This window comes from Kitasatospora sp. NPDC022785 (assembly GCF_055561295.1).
In genome coordinates this window covers 86,733-102,172 of sequence record NZ_JBVHHB010000006.1, presented here as the reverse complement: position 1 = coordinate 102,172, position 15,440 = coordinate 86,733, and the positions used below count along the sequence as shown (strand labels likewise).

Genomic DNA, 15,440 nt, shown 5'->3' with positions numbered 1-15,440 from the left:
CGCCGAACTGCCGGGTCAGATGCGCCCGAACCGGACGGTGTCGTCGGCGAACGCCAGCGCCATCTCGGTCGTCACCGTCGGCCGGGTGCGCTGGATCGTCCGCAGGTAGTCGTCCGTGTTCGGGCGCGACCGCTCGCCGGTGTCGAGGGTGCGTTCGAAGACCGCCTGGGCAACGGTGCGGGCCGCCTGGGCGATGTCCGCGGGGGTGAACCCCTCACTGGCGTCGGAGAGGGCGGCGACGTCCGCCTCGGCACCGGCGCGGGCCAGGTAGCTGGACCACAGGGCACGGCGCGCCTCGTTGTCGGGCGGTCCGACCGGCAGGACGTAGTCGAAGCGGCCGTGACGCAGGAAGGCGGGATCGAGGGCGGCCACGCTGTTGGTCGCGCAGATCAGCAGCCGGTTGTCGCGGTCGCGAAACCGGACGATCGACTTGAGGAGTTCGTTCACCACGGCGGTGGCCGCCGGATCCGCCTGGCTGCGGATGCCGGCCACCTCCTCGACCTCGTCGATGAAGACCAGGACGTGGTCGAGCCGGACCACCTCGTCGAACCACTGGTGCAGACCGGTGGCCATCGTGCCGGTCAGGGCGAGGCGGGACGGGAACAGCTCGACGAACGGCCACGCGAGGCGGCCGGCCACGGCCTTCGCGAAGGTGCTCTTGCCCGTACCCGGCGGCCCGAACAGGACGACGGCCTGCGGAGGTTCCACGCCGTGCTGGCCGGCCAGCACCGGGTTGGCCAGCGGAAGCACCAGGCGCCGCTCGATCAGCCTCTTCTCGGAGGTCATTCCGGCGAGGGTGTTCCACAGGCCGGCGGCCGGGACCTCCGCGCCCAGCGAGGAGAGCAGCACCACGTCCTGGGCGGTGACCGCCTCGGACTTCTGGAAGTAGGTCATCCCGGGGCGCGGACGGAAGCCGGCGTTGTGCAGGGCCCTCGTGCCGGTGTCGTGCTCGGCGAGCACGGCCGCCAACGTGCGAGCACCGGCGGCCAGCAGCCGGTGCTCCAGGGCTCCCAGCAGAGCACTGCCCAGACCCATGTTCCGCCACGACGGGTGCTGGCTGATCCGCAGCACCCAGGCCCGGTCGCCCTCGACCCGGCCCACCGCGGCCCCGACGATCTGGTCGTCCGCCACCGCCACGACCGCGGGATGCAGGTCATGCAGTGCGGCGACGACGTCGGACAGCCGGAACACGGGCGAGCCCTCACCGCCCTCGCCGAGGTTCTCGAGCCGGACCACCGCCTCCAGGTCGTCCGGAGCGAAGTCCCGCAGATGCCAGCCGGCCATGGTCCGCTCCGATCGCTCTGCGCGCTCCTCCCATCCTGGGCCGGGTCGTCCGTCGCCGCGCGTTCTGCGTGCCGGGACTGTCCCGCGGGGCCGGGGACGTGATCCCTTGTCCCGGTACCCGTTCGGTGCCCGCCTCCGGGACGCCGGGGGAGCCGCTCGCCGTGGCGGGCATCGGCGCGCACGCCGTCGTCCGGGGCGGCCGGAGGAACGACAGCGGGCGCGGGGCACGACAGCGGGGACACCCGGGCGGAGCGGTCACCGCGCCCGGACCATCCCGGTGTGGCCCGGCGCGTACCCCGGTGCCTTCAACTCGTGAACACGGCCGGCCGCCGTCCTCCCCGCCGGGGCCGCACTCCCCGGCCCGGGCCTTGCCCTCAGCCGGCGGGGACCGTCTCGCGCAGGAAACCGGTCAGCAGGTCCGTCACCTCGGCAGGCCGCTCCAGACTGGGGAGATGACCGGCCCAGGGCAGTTCGAGGTGCCGGGCGGAGGCGAGCAGACCCGGTAGCCGGGCCGCGATCTGCCGGAAGTCCGCGAGGTCGTGGCCGCCGGAGAGAGCGAGCGAGGGGGCCTTGACCGCCGACAGGTCGATGTCCACCTTCCTCCGCCCGGCCCCGTCGGGGGCGGCCAGTTGCACCTCGAAGGCATTCCGTTGCATCCCGCGCACCTTCTCCCGGACCGCCTCGTCGGCGTCCGGCCCCAGCCAGGTCTCCACGTTCAGTTCCACGGCCCCCGCGATGTCGCCCGCCTCGATCAGCGCGTCCTCCTTGTCGCCGAACGCGCGCAGTTCATCGCTGGGTTCGTGCCCCGGCAGGCCGGAACAGAGCAGCGCCATCGCGGACACGCGGTCCGGACGGCGTGCGGCGATCTCCAGGGCGACACCTCCGCCGTACGAGGAGGCGACCAGCGCCGCCTGCTCGATTCCGAGGGCATCCAGTACGTCCAGCACGTCCTCGGCATCGTTGTGGGGGTGGTCCGGCAGGGGCGTCCGGCCGAAGCCGCGGAAGTCGCAGCGCACCACCCGGTATCCGGCGTCGACAAGGGCCGACCACTGCGGGTCCCACATCCTGCGGTCGCACACCGCCGAGTGCAGCAGTACCAGCGCGGGACCGTCTCCGGTTGCATCGTGAGCGAGAGTCATGCGGCCGAGCCTAGGCGGTGGGCGAGAGCGCTCACGCATTTCTGCGGTTGGTGGACGACCGGCCGGGGTGAGCGTTCACCCGGCGGGTCGAAAACCGATTCGATCACGGATCGGCAGGTGTGTCAGGATGCCCCGACCTGTTCGTCCCGTTCGGGGGGCTCTTCTTGACCATGCGTCGTACCACTGTGCTCGCCTCCGCCGTCGCGGTCGTCTCACTCGCCGGCCTGGTGGGCTGTGACGACGACACCGCTCCTACGGCGTCCGCCACCACGACCGCCGCCACCGCATCCGCGTCTCCCGAGGCCTCTCCGAGCGCCTCCGCTGCGCCGACGGCCGGGAGCACGGCCAACACCCCCGCGTCGGCCCCGGCCACCACCGTGCCGGCGGCCGTGCCCGCGGCCACCGGGGCGGGTGGGGTGATCGACCCGGAGCAGGCGCTCGCGCTGGCCGGGAAGACGCCGTACGCGGCCACTCAGGAGTTCCGCTCCGAGGGCGGCCCGCTGACCGCGGTCACCAAGGCCCGGGTCAACCTCAACGGCGCTGTCCGCAGCGGCCGCCTCACCGAGACGATGAGCGCGGGCGGGGAGGACCTGCTCGGAGACGGCGGCTCCGGCCCCACCGTCGTGGTCACCGAGGACGGGACCACCTACATCAGGAGTGGCGGCGGCTGGCGGACGTCCCCGCTGGGGGACCGGATCGCCGACTACCACGGCTACGCCAAGGCGTTGCTCGCCCTCGGCCCGGCCGCGCGCAAGGGGATGGAGGACTGCGCAGGCACCCCGTGCTTCCACCTCTCCGGCACGGTCGATCTGGAGCAGATGCGGACGCTGGAAGCCGAGCAGTACAAGATCCTCAAGGGCAAGAACGTGATGTCCTTCCAACTCGACCAGTGGATCGACGGGCAGGGCCGTACCGTCCGCTACGACCGGCGCACCGACCTGAAGGGCGTCCCCCTTCGCACCCACGGCACCTTCAAGGACTTCGGCCCGGTGGAGAAGGTCGCCCCGCCGGCCTAGGCACGGCCCGATCGGGGGGAGAGTCGGGCTCGCCGGCTGGCGCCGCGGGAGTGGGCGCGCCCGGAGCGGCGTACGCCCCGGTGCCGGAGGGTGCCGGCACCGGGGCGAACGACGGAGCGGTGGCCGGATCAGCAGGAGGCGGCCGGGCGGTCGCGGACCACCAGGTCGTGGTCGTCGCTGTTGCCCATCACCCAGTGGCCCCGGCCCGCGGCCGGCCCGACCGGGGTGGTGGCGTCGCGAAGCAGCGGCGCCGCGCAGGGCGGCGATGTGACGATCAGTCACCCGATGCTCGATCGTGGACGCCCGGCCCGTCCAGGCCCTCGGGCGAAAGTGCCGGGGGAGCCGGAACCCCTGCACATCGGCACACCCGCCCCGTGTCCGAACGGGCACGAACTGCCTCCGGCCGCAGAAATCGCCCCCACCGGTGAACCGCCCCCGGCCCCGTCCCGTGCGAGTCCGCCTGCCGGCGCGCGCCGTTGCATGCCCGCCGCGGTGCACGACCCGCGGGAGATCGTCCACGGGTGGGCCGGCCGTCGCTGCGCCGAGCGGGGACCTCCTGATCCGTGGCCGGGCCGCCGGCTCGGTGGGGTGCCGCGTCCGCTCGTCCCACGGCCCGGCGGGCGGGCCGCGTCCGATTCGTCCGGTCGGCGGCTTCCGCCCCGCCCGAACCGGCTGCGATGGTGGTCAACGGTCCGGAAGACACGGGCGGCTCAGCCGACCGGCGCCGAGACCGATCCGGAGAACCGAGCGCGTTGGAGGATGACGGATGCCCCTCAAGAACTACGGTGTGCTGGCCGCCCGAGCCGTCGACCGGCACCGTGAGGGAGGCACCGACGCACCCCACTACGAGATCCACCTCCAGGACAACGCTGGTAAGCACTACCGGGCCGCCGTCAACGTCCGGTCGAAGGAGTCGCCGCACGAGTTGATGTACGTGGTGGTGGACGACTTCCGTCATCCCCTCACGCAGCAGCTCCCGGTGGCGGGCAGCGGATGGAACGAGCTGCCCCGGCAGGCGGGCGGCGCAGCTCTCGACTTCACCCGTGCCAACCTCTTCGATCCCACCTCCATGCGGGTGCTCCCGCCGGACCTGCCCGGCGTCGACAACGACCTCTCCGACGTCTTCGACCACTACGTCGAGAGGGCCCTCGCGGACCAGGCCGTCGCCCTCTACGTCTTCGGCGAGCGCTTCGGCCCCAAGCCCCAGGAGAAGGACGACGACTTCGGGTTCCAGCCCGCCGACGGCGTGCACGAGGTTCACATGAACCAGGGCAACAGCGAGGATTTCCGCCCGCAGGACGGGGTCTGGCAGGACGGCGGTCTGCTCTTCCACCTGCCCGCCGAGGACCGGTGGGTCGCGGTGTTCCTCGCCTTCCAGTCCCAGAAGTGGCACACCGACGGCACCACCGGCCACACGATCCCCGACGCACCGGAGCAGCCCACCGACCACGACGAGCCGTTGCGGATCGTCGCCGCCCTGGTCAATCCGGTCGGACCGGCACCGGAGGCCGAGACCGTGACGCTGCTCAACGCCTCCGCGGCCGAAGTGGACCTCACGGGCTGGCGACTGGTCGACCAGCAGAGCCACCCGCTCCCGCTGCCCTCCCGGCAGCTGCAGCCGGGCACCACGATCACCGTCGCCGGCGGCAACGGCTTCCAGCTCGGCAACCACGGCGGGACGATCACCCTCTGTGACCCCGCCGGCCTCAAGGTCCACGGCGTCGCCTACACCGCAGCCCAGGCCGCACCCGAGGGCCGGACGATCGCCTTCTGACCGGCGACGCCACCGGTCAACCGGCGGGTGCCGCCGAGGAGGTGAACGGCCTCCTGCCCGGTGTGGGGCAGCCGGATCGCACCGGGCCGCCGTGCTACTGCTTGCCCATCGCCGCTGACGTACGCGGCTGCCCGGACAGGATCGGAGAACAGCGGAGATGTCATCGAACGTCGGCCTGTTGGCCCGCATCGAGGCACGGCCGGAGCATGCGGACGAGGTCGAGGCGCTGCTGCGCGGGGCCCTCGACGCAGCTCGCGCCGAGGAACGGACCGTGACCTGGTTCGCCTTCAGGGAGAGCCCCACCGTGTTCGGGATCTTCGACACCTTCGCCGACGAGGCCGGCCGGACCGCGCACCTGGAGGGCCCGATCGCCGCCGCGCTCATGGAGGTCGCCCCGAGACTGCTGGCGGCCGGGCCGAGCATCCGCTCCATCGACATCCTCGCGGCCAAGCACGCCTGAGCCGCCGGCCCCGAAGCCGTGCTGCCGGCTGCCCGCCCGGACGCCGGGCCGGCAGCCGGCCCGCGCGTAGGGTGCCGTGCCGGCCGGGGGGTGTCCTGGCGGTCGGACCGCAGCACGGCGAAGCCGCCGGTGATGACGTTGCGGGAGCCCCACCTCCTGTCCGGCCGACCTTGCCGGCGCGCGATCGACCGGACGGGACCGGGCACGGGCACCGTGCGGGCCTCACGTCCGCCCGGCCTCACGTCACGGTGGTGTCCCCGAAGGAGACGAGCAGCCGGCGCAGCATGTCGGCGAGCTCCTCGCATTCCGCGCGGTCGAAGAGCTCCAGCATCTCTGCCTCGTTGGCGAGGTGGTCCGCCATGTACTCGCGGGTCACCGCGATCCCCTTCTCGGTGAGCCTGATCCTCACCGAGCGCCGGTCCTCGGTGTCCCGCACCCGCTCGACCAGGCCCTTCTTCTCCATGCGGTCGATCCGGTTGGTGATGGCGCCCGACGTCACCATGGCGGCCTTGCGGAAGGCTCCCGCCGTCAGTTCGTAGGGCGGGCCCGATCGCTGCAGGGTGGTGAGGACGTCGAACTCGCCCAGTTCCAGGCCCCGTTCGGCAGCGAAGGTCTTGAACTCCTTGTCCAGTGCCGTGCCGAGGCGCTGGAGGCGGCCGAGTACCTGAACCGGCCACAGGTGGTCGGTCAGGTCGGGGCGCTCCGTCACCCACTGCTCGACGATCTCGTCCACCGCATCGCTGTCGCCGCCGCTCATCGTTCTCCCTCGGGCCGTTGCCGTGTCTCCGTGTCCCCCTCGAGGATATCTCAACCTTAAGAGACTTGACGTTCAGAGACCGAGAGTGATTTTATCTCAACGTTGAAACTCTCAGTCTTGAACGAATGGAGCGCACGACATGTCCGCACACCCCCTTGCCCTCACCGCGGCCGCCCAGGACCTGCTGTTCCGTGAGGCCCGCACCGCCAACGCGTTCTCCGCCGAGCCGGTGAGCGAGGAACAGATCCAGGCCGTCTACGACCTCGTCAAGTACGGTCCCACCGCCTTCAACCAGTCCCCGCTGCGCATCACCCTGGTCCGCTCCGCGGAGGCCCGCGAGCGCCTGGTGAAGCACCTGGCCGAGGCCAACCGGGCCAAGACCGCCTCCGCTCCGCTGACCGCGATCCTCTCCGCGGACAACGAGTTCCACGAGGAGCTGCCCCAGCTGTTCCCGCACTACCCGCAGGCCCGCGACGACCACTTCGCCGAGCGTCCGGTCCGCGAGGAGTCCGCCCTGCTGAACGCCACGCTGCAGGCCGCGTACTTCATCGTCGGCGTCCGCGCCGCCGGCCTGGCCGCCGGTCCGATGACCGGCATGGACTTCACCGGCGTCCGGAAGGAGTTCCTCGACGACGACCACACCCCGCTGATGGTCGTCAACATCGGCAGGCCGGGCGAGAACGCCTGGTACCCGCGTTCCCCGCGTCTGGCCTACGACCAGGTCGTCACCACCGTCTGACGCGGCCGTCGGCAGCCGCGCCCGCCTCGTCCCGGGTCAGCACCGGGGTCCTCACACGTCCGCCAAGGGAGTCGCCATGTCCGTCGCCGTTCCGACCATCGCCGCCACAGCCCGCACCGCGCCACCCCGCACCGACGGGGCGCGGTCCGGCCGGCCGCCGGCCGCCCTCTGGCTGGCCCTCCTCGCCACGCCCATCGCCATGGGCGCCAACGCGCCCGTCCTGATCCTCCCCGACATGGCCCGCTCGCTCGGGGTCTCCACCACGACCGCGACCTGGCTGGTCACCGTCTTCGCCTGGGCGATGACCATCGGAACGCCGCTGTTCGCCGCACTGATCAGGCAGCGGGGGCTCCGGCCGACCCTCGTCGTGAGCGGGGTCGCCGTACTCGCCGGCACCGCCATCCTCACCACCTCTCCCTGGCTCGCCCTCACGCTGGTCGGGCGGGCCGTCCAGGCGGGCGGCGGGGCGGGGCTCGTGGCCGTGGCGATGAACCTGGCCGGTTCGGCGCGGCGGATGGGGGCCATCACCGCGGGGTTCGGGATACTCGGCGCCTCGGCGCCCCTGCTCGGCTCGGTGATCGCAGACGCGGTCTCCTGGCGGCCGGCGCTCGCACTGTCCACCCTCGCGCTCGTCGCGATACCCGCCGTCTGGCGTCACGCAAACCCCGCCCGGCCCGCAGCCGCCCCCTTCGACGCCACGGGGGCCACGCTCGTGGTGGCACTGGCGTCGGCACTCGTCCTCCTGCCCACCGCACCGCTCGCCGCCGCCGGCGCCGGCCTCGCCGCCGTCGTCTCCCTCGCGGTCCACGTGCGACGCCGCCCTGACGGCTTCGTTCCGGTCGTCCTGCTGCGCTCACGCGCCTTCATCGGATCCGCACTCCTCGCGGCCGCCTTCTCGACCTCGTACTTCACCCTCCTGTTCAGCCTGCCGCGGCTGATCCAGCAGCGGACGTCGTGGAGCACGGAGCTCATCGGCACCGGACAACTCGTCGCACTGCTCATCGGCTCGGGCCTGTCCTGGCTCCTCGCCGCGGCCTCGGTGCGCCTCGGCCACCGCGCGGTCCTCGCCCTCCTGATCACCCTCTCCGTCCTCGCCCCGGTGACCGCGGCCCTCGCCACCCGGCCGCTGCTCCTCCTGTGCGCAGCCTCGGCAGCCGTGTTCGTCTCCGCCGGCAGCAACGCCGTGCTGTCCCTGCACGCCGCCAAGAGCGCGCCCCAGCAGCACCGCCCCACCGCCATCGGCCTGTTCGTCCTCTGCTACCAGCTCGGTGGCGCCCTCGGGCCGGCGCTGGCAGCCCTGCTCGTCCTGAAGTAGCACCGCCCGGGCCGGCCTGAAGGGGCCCCTCTCGCGGCGGGAGCGGCCGGGGATGTGCAGCGGCCGGTGAAGGTGCACTGAACGCCGCTCAGGCCGCCGGGTGGTAGTGCGGCAGCGGGTGGGTGTTCCCGGCCCGGACCTGGCGCTCCACCCCGCCGACCGCCCGCGACAGCGGCAGACGGGCCAGGGTGTCGCGGACGCACCGGCCACCGGCGGTCCTGGGCACGATGAGGCGGACGCTGGGACCGATCCGCTGCCTGCGGTAACGGCGGGTGGCGCCCCTGCGTGCTGCCGCTCCCCGCGCCCACGGTGTGTCGGTGCCGGCCGACCGTCGAGGAATCCGGTCGGCCGGCACCGAGCGGATGATCAGCCGGGCAGTCGCCAGGACTGATTGGCCCCGCCGTCACAGTCCCAGATGTCCAGCCGGGTGCCGTTCGTGGTGTCGAGGGCCGGGTCGTCCAGGCAGCGACCGGACTGGAGACTCCTGAGGCTGCCGTCCGGCTGCGGCGACCACTGCTGGTTGGCGCCGCCGTTGCAGTCCCAGAGCTCGACGGGTGAGCCGTTGGCCGTGGCCTGGCCGGTGACGTCCAGGCACTTGCCGTTGTGCGTGAGCTTGCCGCTGTCCAGGGTCCAGACCTGGGCCGAGCCGCTGGTGCAGTCCCACAGCTGCACCCGGGCGCCGTTCAGGCCGGAGTCCTGGTCGACGTCCACGCACTTGCCGGCCGCGAGCCCGGAGGTGATCGGGCCGACGGGCAGCGGGGTGGCGGCGCCCGGGGTGAGGGCGAAGTCGTCGAACTGTTGGGTCCGGTAGCCGCCGCTGCCCAGCCCGAGGCCGGCCATCCCACTGGTGAACGAGGTGTCGGTGGCCCGGCCGACCTCCTGGCCGCCGACGCTCGCGATCAGGGTCGAGCCCTGCAGGGTGAGGGCGAGGCCGGTCCACTTGCTCAGACCGGGTGCCGCGATCGTCCCGGTGGCGAGGGTGGTGAAGCTCCAGCTGGTGTCGCTCTTGAGGATGGACCACGTGCCGGCATCGGAGAGCCGCAGGTGGTAGGCGTTGAGGCCGTTGTTGTTGTGCCCCTGTCGGCCGATCCGGCCCAGCAGTTCGACACTGCCGGGCTGCTCGAACAGGACGTCCGAGGCGACGGTGTAGTTCTGCCAGGCGCCCTCACCCATGATCGTGTACGGGGCGTTGAACGGTTCGTCGGTCCAGCGCATCGGCACGGTGGGGGCCATCTGCCGCAGGCAGGTCCCGGTCCGGCCGCCGCCGCAGGCCACGGTCTTGAAGGCGCCGTTCATGTCGGCGAAGTACCTCGGCGAGGTGGTGGCGGCGGGCGCCTCGAAGCTGTCGGCGTACGGCAGTTGGAGGGCGCTGCCGGGTGGGGGTGTGGCGGTGCCCTTGCCCTGCCCGGTCGTTGTGGTCACGGTGTAGACGTAGCCGGGCTGGAGGGTCAGGGAGTAGCGGCCGCCGCCCGTCACGACGGGGTCCGGCTGGCGGACGAACCAGTCGCTGCTGTTGTCCGACCGCACGTTGGTCGCCCACACGTGCACCCGTCCGGTGGGCAGGCCGCCGGTGACGGTGAAGTTCACGGCCTGCGCGGCGGTGGCGTCCATGGTCTCGATGACGGTGGAGTACGCGGAGTTGTCGGCGGCCTTCAGCGTCGCGTAGCTGCCGTTGGTGCGCTTGTTGCCGAGGTAGCTGCTCGCGCCGTCGACGTAGCGCCAGCCGGGCTGGGTGAACTGGGTGGTGTGGGCGGTGACCCAGGCCGTCTTGCCCACGGTGTAGTTGCCGGACCACGGCTGGTTGGCGAGTGCCATGCCGTCGGTGGCGAAGTCCAGGTTGCCGTACAGCCCGGCGACGACCGGCCAGTTGACGAAGGCGGTGAACCGGGAGTCGATGTATCCGCGGTTGATGCCGCGGGCCACCGAGCTCGCTCCGGCCTGGTAGTCCTCGGAGCCGTTCTCGCTCGCCCAGATCGGCTTGCCGAGTCCCTGGGCCTTGTCGATCGAGGCGGAGTCCGCGGCGGGCTTGCAGTTGCTGAAGTCGCTGTTGTAGCCGCAGGGGTAGTGCACCCCGATGACGTCGACGGCGTTGCGGAAGGCGGCGTCGTCGGTCATCTGGTCGACCACCCGGTAGCCGAACTGGTCGGGGGCGACGACCTTCACCGAGCCGAAGCCGCCCGCGACGAGCTTGTTCTTCAGGCCCACGAACCACTGCGGGTCGGCGTCGTGCTCGTTCCAGCCGCCGAGGTAGTCGATGGTGAGGTTGTGCTGCCGGGCACAACCGAGCCACGAGAGCAGGTAGTCGTGCATCTTCGGGGTGTAGACGGTGTTGCTGGTGGTGCTGTTGTCGTTGACCCAGCCGGGGGCACCCCAGGAGAGCGCGGCCAGCTTGATGCCGGGGTTGCGGGCCTTGGCCTGCTCCATCATCCACCACTCGTAGCCCTGGTTGCAGTCCAGGGTGTCGGCGGTGTGCATGTGGCTGGCCTCGGCGCCGTCGGTGGAGTTGGTGTCACCGCCGATCTCCACCTTGAGGATCTGGAGCGCGGCGCCGTAGCCCGGCTTGAACAGGTAGTCCAGCACCTGGCTGCGCTGCGGTTCCGGATAGTCCGCCAGCAGCCGGGAGTTGCCGCCGCCGCCGGAAATGGCGCCGACGCCGTCGAACACCCGGCCCGGCTGGTTGCCGGCGACGGTGATCGTGGTCGCGGCGGTCGCCTGCGCGGGGGAACCCTGTGCGGCGGTGGCCTGCGTGGGGGTGGCCTGCGCGGGGGTGGTTGCCGCCACGCCGGTGAGCGCGCCCACCGTCAGGGCGAGGGCGGAGAGCAGGGTGGTGCGTGGTCGTGATCGCCAGGTCATACCAGCTCCTTGTGGGGGATCCGTACGGCTCGGACGGTGTGTCCGAGAGTGGTGGGGCGGCCCGTGCGGCGGGCCGGGGTGTGTCGTGCCACGTGGCTCGCGCCCCGCGGGCGGCGGGGTCAGGCCGACAGGCCGACGGCGGGTTCGTCGCTGCGGGCGCGGAGAGTGGGACTGGGAATGGGAATGGGACTGGGTGGGGTGACCGGTCTCGCGGCCGGACAGCACAACGAGACCGGTCGTGAATCGGGACGGCCGTGTGGCGGACTACTGCGTCGTGGCCCACTGCTGGCTGGTCCGGCCGGTGGCGCAGGTCCACTGGACGACCGGCGCGCCGTCGGCGCCGGAGGCGCCGGTCACGTCCAGGCACTTGCCGCTGTTGACGGAGATCAGTTGGACGGCGCCGGTGCCCGCCACTGGGACGAGCGTCCACTGCTGGTTGGCCTTGCCCGGACCGCAGGCCCACTGGACCACGGGCGCGCCGTCGGCGCCGGAGGCGCCGGTCACGTCCAGGCACTTGCCGCTGTTGACGCTGGTGACCGGGGTGACCGCCGGACCGGCGAGCGGGGTGACGGCGAGGTTGGCGAAGTCGGCGTGCTGGAAGCCGCCGACGGCAAGACCGCTCTGGCCGACGACGTGGCTCGCGTCGGTCACGACGGCCACCTCGACGTTGTCGACGGACGCGGTGATCGACGGGCCCTGCATCGCGAGCGCGAGGTTGTGCCAGGTCCCGGCGCCAGCGCCGGGGTAACTGCCGCTCGCCAGCGGCGTGTCCGTGCCGGAGCGGTTCTCGGTGGACAGCCGCCACGTCCCGGCGTCGTCGATCTTCAGGTGGTAGGCGGACCGGTCGTGGTCCACGTGGTCGATCCGGCCGAGGAGTTCGGCGGAGCTGCCGCCCTGTTCGAGCAGGACGTCCGTGCTGACGCGGTAGTTGCTCCAGGCCGGATCTCCCAGCAGGGTGGCGGGGGTGTAGTTCATGTCCGAGTGCCACGGGTGCGGCGCCTGGGTGAGGACCTGGCGCAGGCACATCGGGGTGCCGGCCCCGGCCGGGCAGGGTGCGGTCTCGAACGCGCCCGCCCAGTCGTGGAAGTAGCGGCCTGCCACCCCGGCCTGCTGGGTGCTCAGGTCGGCCCGGTAGGGCAGCGGGAACGACTTCGCCGCCGGCGCGACGGCGTCACCCTTGCCCTGACCGGTGGTGGTGGTCACGGTGTAGACGTAGCCGGGCTGGAGGGTGAGAGAGAAGGCTCCGCGCCGCGGGGTGACGTCCTGGGTGTGGACGAACCACTGGGAGGAGTCGGTGCTGTTCATGTTGGTGGCCCAGACGTGCACCGCGCCGCTGGACAGGCCGCCGGCGACCGTGAAGTCGACCGTCCTCGCGGCGGAGGCGTCGGTGGTCTCGATGACGGTGCTGTAGTCCTGGCCGGACCTGAGGGTGACGTAACTGCCGCTGTGGGGATCGCCGTTGACACCGACACCGGACAGGTAGCCGACCGAGGTGTCCAGGTACCGCCAGCCCGGACGGGCGAACTGCGTGGTGTGGGCCATCGCCCAGATGTTGCGGCTCACCGCGTAGTTGCCCGACCAGGGCTGGTCGGCCGCCATCAGGCCGGCCCCGGCGAACGGCAGGTTCGAGGGCCAGGAGCTGACCAGCGCCCACTTGATGTCCGAGGTCACCTTGGCGTCGATGTACTCACGGTTGAGGTTGCGGGCTAGCGCCGCCGGCTGGGAGCCGTAGCTGTCGACGTCGTCCTCGGCGACCCACAGCGGCTTGCCGAGCCCCTTCGCGGTGGTGCTGCCGGGGCAGGCGGTGTAGGCCGGGGTCGAGTGCCAGCAGACACCGTGCAGGCCGACGGCGGCGACGGCCTTGTTGAAGGCGGGGTCGGCGGCCAGGTCGTCCGCCACCGACCAGTTCTCGTCGTCGTTGTCGGACGCCACCAGCAGGGTGTCGCCGTGACCGCTGCTGTCGAGGGCGGCGCGGAGGGTCTGGTACCAGGCCTTGTTGTAGCCGTTCTCGTTCCAGCCGCCCAGGTAGCCGATCTTCAGGCCGTGGCTGTCGGCGCATCCCAGCCAGGACTGGATGTAGGTGATGTTGTCCTGGGACCACACGCCGCCGTTCAGCCAGCCCGACGCAGCCCACTCCAGGCCGTAGAACGTGATATCCGGATTCCGCGCCTTGGCCTGCTCCATCAGCCACCACTCGTAACCGCGGTCGCAGTTGACCTCGGTGGGGGTGCGCATGTGGCTGGGCTCGGGGCCGTCGGAGGAGTTCCCGTCGCCCCCGATCTCCACCTTCAGCATCTGTAACGCGGCGCCGTAGCCGGGCTTGAACAGGTAGTCCAGCACCTGGCTGCGCTGCGGCTCCGGGTAGTCGACCAGCAGCCGCGAGGTGGCGCCGCCGCCGCTGATGGCCCCAAGTCCGTCGAAAGACCGGCCACTTGACGAGCCGTCGATGGTGATCCGCTGTTGCTGATGTTGCTGCTGCGCGGCCTGGGCTTCGGATGCCAGGGTGGGCGTCCAGGTGGCGGCGATTCCCAGGGCCAGCGCCGCCAGCGCAGTGGCCCCGCCTCTGAGGGCGCGGGGAAGTGTTCGCACGGAATGCTCCAGTTCCATGGGTGGGGGTCCTGTCGCGGAGGGATCGCAACGGGATGGAACGCATGGGCCTTTGATGTCCCGGTCGGGTGGGCCGGGTTGAGCGCCCGCCGGAGCCCGATGCCGGGCCGGCGGCGGTGTGAGCGCTCAATTTCGCCCAATATGAAGCGCGATTGCACAGAAGTCAACATGACCGAACAGGTATGTGCGCGTTTTCGTCTGCCGAGGGGATGCCGGGAGGCGACGCTCCCTTCGCATGCTCGACCGGCCTGGACCGACCGCACGAAGGTCGAGGGTGCGCCGACGGCTCCACCACGCAGCGGGCGGGCAGGCTGCAGCTCGGGCCGGCGGGTAGCGGTCGGCGATGCCGCATGCAGAGTGTGCGGCGGGGCCGAACCGCCGGCGACGAGTTCGCCCTGGCAGAATCCGGCATGGCGGAAAGACGACAGCCTCGCTCGCCGGATCCGGTCGGCCTCGTGAGACGATCGAGAGGTGTATTCGCTTCATGGCATAGGTATGAGCCAGACGGCCGAGAACGCCTACCTCCTCCTCGTCGAGCGCGGCCCGCTGGCCCCGGCCGAACTGGCCGGCGCCCTGCGGGTGACCTCGCACGCCATGGCCGCGGCGATCGGCGAACTGACCGGCCTCGGCCTGGTGGAACCGGAGGGCACACGGCTGGTCGCCCGCCCCCCGCGCGCCGCGCTGGACGTCGTGGTGGACAGGCGCAGCAAGGAACTCGCCGCCCTGCACGACGGCGTCGAGGAACTGTCCCGCTTCTGGCGCGACCACCACCACGCCGACGGAGCCGACTACATCGAGGTCGCCCGGACGGAGGCGGCCCGCAGTGCACTCGTCCGGCGGCTCTACGACGAGGCCACCGACCGGGTGCGCGGCCTGACCATCGGGTTCACCGGCCGATCCGCACAACCCAACATGCTGGCCCCCGGCTGCCGGGAGGCGCTGACCCGCGGTGTGACGTGCACGGTCGTCTACGGGTCCCGGGTACTGCGGGACGGGGCCGCCCGACAGGCCGTCCAGACCTCCATCGACCTCGGGGAACGAGCCCGCGTCTTTCCCGAGGTGCCGCTGAACATGGGCATCTGCGACGACCGGTTCGCGCTCGTCTGCCCCCCGTCCAGCGACTGGGACCGCCGGCACCACATCGTCGTGCAGCGATCGGACCTCCTCGACTCGCTGATCGGGGTGTTCGAGTCGTTCTGGCAGATCGCCGTCCCGCTGCCGGCCGCCGTCGAGACCGGGGACGACAGCGGGACGGCTCCCGGAGTCGAGAGCCGGCAACTGCTCACCTACCTCAGCGGCGGTCTGACCGACGAGTCGATCGCCCGCGAGATCGGCGTCAGTGAACGGACGGTGGCCCGCCGCATCACCCGCCTCCAGGAGGTCCTCGGCGCGCGGACGCGCTTCCAGCTCGGCGTCCAGGCCAGCCGTCGCGGCTGGCTCTGAGGGCGGAGCCCCGCCCCCGCCGGGGCGTCACCGCAGTGGCCGGGGCCGGGGAG

Annotated in this window: 12 protein-coding genes; 6 read left to right on the top strand and 6 right to left on the bottom strand. The window is 71.9% G+C overall.

Annotated features, from left to right (window positions below; genetic code table 11):
- Positions 1–15: 15 nt before the first annotated feature.
- Together ACZ3YO_RS12325 and ACZ3YO_RS12320 are read right to left on the bottom strand one after the other, a co-directional pair.
- Entirely contained in the window at positions 16–1,284 is a 1,269-nt protein-coding gene (locus ACZ3YO_RS12325) for an ATP-binding protein (RefSeq protein ID WP_465568330.1), read from the bottom strand.
- Positions 1,285–1,658: 374 nt separating this feature from the next.
- Entirely contained in the window at positions 1,659–2,423 is a 765-nt protein-coding gene (locus ACZ3YO_RS12320; RefSeq protein WP_465568327.1) for an alpha/beta fold hydrolase, read from the bottom strand.
- Between the two features lie 170 nt (positions 2,424–2,593).
- Between ACZ3YO_RS12320 and ACZ3YO_RS12315 the strand changes: the two genes are divergently transcribed.
- From ACZ3YO_RS12315 to ACZ3YO_RS12305, 3 genes are all read left to right on the top strand, one after another.
- Positions 2,594–3,439, top strand: coding sequence for a hypothetical protein (locus ACZ3YO_RS12315; RefSeq protein ID WP_465568324.1), 846 nt, complete (start codon positions 2,594–2,596; stop codon positions 3,437–3,439).
- A gap of 766 nt (positions 3,440–4,205) precedes the next feature.
- Positions 4,206–5,213 (top strand): DUF2278 family protein, encoded by a 1,008-nt coding sequence (locus tag ACZ3YO_RS12310; RefSeq protein WP_465568321.1) that lies wholly within the window; start codon positions 4,206–4,208, stop codon positions 5,211–5,213.
- A 157-nt stretch (positions 5,214–5,370) separates the two neighbouring features.
- Positions 5,371–5,673, top strand: coding sequence for a putative quinol monooxygenase (locus ACZ3YO_RS12305; protein WP_465568318.1), 303 nt, complete (start codon positions 5,371–5,373; stop codon positions 5,671–5,673).
- Positions 5,674–5,911: 238 nt separating this feature from the next.
- Here ACZ3YO_RS12305 and ACZ3YO_RS12300 read toward each other — a convergent pair whose 3' ends face one another.
- Positions 5,912–6,430 (bottom strand): MarR family winged helix-turn-helix transcriptional regulator, encoded by a 519-nt coding sequence (locus ACZ3YO_RS12300; protein WP_465568315.1) that lies wholly within the window; start codon positions 6,428–6,430, stop codon positions 5,912–5,914.
- Positions 6,431–6,569: 139 nt separating this feature from the next.
- Here ACZ3YO_RS12300 and ACZ3YO_RS12295 point away from each other — a divergent pair, with 139 nt between their 5' ends.
- Positions 6,570–7,169, top strand: a complete 600-nt coding sequence (locus ACZ3YO_RS12295; RefSeq protein ID WP_465568312.1) for a malonic semialdehyde reductase — start codon at positions 6,570–6,572, stop codon at positions 7,167–7,169.
- A gap of 76 nt (positions 7,170–7,245) precedes the next feature.
- Positions 7,246–8,484 carry an MFS transporter gene (locus tag ACZ3YO_RS12290; RefSeq protein WP_465568310.1) on the top strand — a complete coding sequence of 413 codons (1,239 nt, stop codon included), beginning with the start codon at positions 7,246–7,248 and terminating at the stop codon, positions 8,482–8,484.
- Positions 8,485–8,572: 88 nt separating this feature from the next.
- On the opposite strand, the gene ACZ3YO_RS12285 is transcribed toward ACZ3YO_RS12290, so the two are convergent.
- The 3 genes from ACZ3YO_RS12285 to ACZ3YO_RS12275 form a co-directional block, all read right to left on the bottom strand.
- Positions 8,573–8,710, bottom strand: a complete 138-nt coding sequence (locus ACZ3YO_RS12285; protein WP_465568307.1) for a hypothetical protein — start codon at positions 8,708–8,710, stop codon at positions 8,573–8,575.
- Between the two features lie 140 nt (positions 8,711–8,850).
- Positions 8,851–11,337 carry a ricin-type beta-trefoil lectin domain protein gene (locus tag ACZ3YO_RS12280; RefSeq protein ID WP_465568304.1) on the bottom strand — a complete coding sequence of 829 codons (2,487 nt, stop codon included), beginning with the start codon at positions 11,335–11,337 and terminating at the stop codon, positions 8,851–8,853.
- 264 nt (positions 11,338–11,601) lie between these two features.
- Positions 11,602–13,926, bottom strand: a complete 2,325-nt coding sequence (locus tag ACZ3YO_RS12275) for an RICIN domain-containing protein (protein WP_465568301.1) — start codon at positions 13,924–13,926, stop codon at positions 11,602–11,604.
- 513 nt (positions 13,927–14,439) lie between these two features.
- On the opposite strand from ACZ3YO_RS12275, the gene ACZ3YO_RS12270 reads away from it, so the two are divergent.
- Positions 14,440–15,387, top strand: a complete 948-nt coding sequence (locus tag ACZ3YO_RS12270; protein WP_465568298.1) for a helix-turn-helix transcriptional regulator — start codon at positions 14,440–14,442, stop codon at positions 15,385–15,387.
- Positions 15,388–15,440: the final 53 nt, after the last annotated feature.

Coding starts and splice junctions, on each gene's coding strand:
- ACZ3YO_RS12325 (WP_465568330.1), bottom strand. CDS start 1,284: ATGGCCGGCTGGCATCTGCGGGACTTCGCTCCGGACGACCTGGAGGCG.
- ACZ3YO_RS12320 (WP_465568327.1), bottom strand. CDS start 2,423: ATGACTCTCGCTCACGATGCAACCGGAGACGGTCCCGCGCTGGTACTG.
- ACZ3YO_RS12315 (WP_465568324.1), top strand. CDS start 2,594: ATGCGTCGTACCACTGTGCTCGCCTCCGCCGTCGCGGTCGTCTCACTC.
- ACZ3YO_RS12310 (WP_465568321.1), top strand. CDS start 4,206: ATGCCCCTCAAGAACTACGGTGTGCTGGCCGCCCGAGCCGTCGACCGG.
- ACZ3YO_RS12305 (WP_465568318.1), top strand. CDS start 5,371: ATGTCATCGAACGTCGGCCTGTTGGCCCGCATCGAGGCACGGCCGGAG.
- ACZ3YO_RS12300 (WP_465568315.1), bottom strand. CDS start 6,430: ATGAGCGGCGGCGACAGCGATGCGGTGGACGAGATCGTCGAGCAGTGG.
- ACZ3YO_RS12295 (WP_465568312.1), top strand. CDS start 6,570: ATGTCCGCACACCCCCTTGCCCTCACCGCGGCCGCCCAGGACCTGCTG.
- ACZ3YO_RS12290 (WP_465568310.1), top strand. CDS start 7,246: ATGTCCGTCGCCGTTCCGACCATCGCCGCCACAGCCCGCACCGCGCCA.
- ACZ3YO_RS12280 (WP_465568304.1), bottom strand. CDS start 11,337: ATGACCTGGCGATCACGACCACGCACCACCCTGCTCTCCGCCCTCGCC.
- ACZ3YO_RS12270 (WP_465568298.1), top strand. CDS start 14,440: ATGAGCCAGACGGCCGAGAACGCCTACCTCCTCCTCGTCGAGCGCGGC.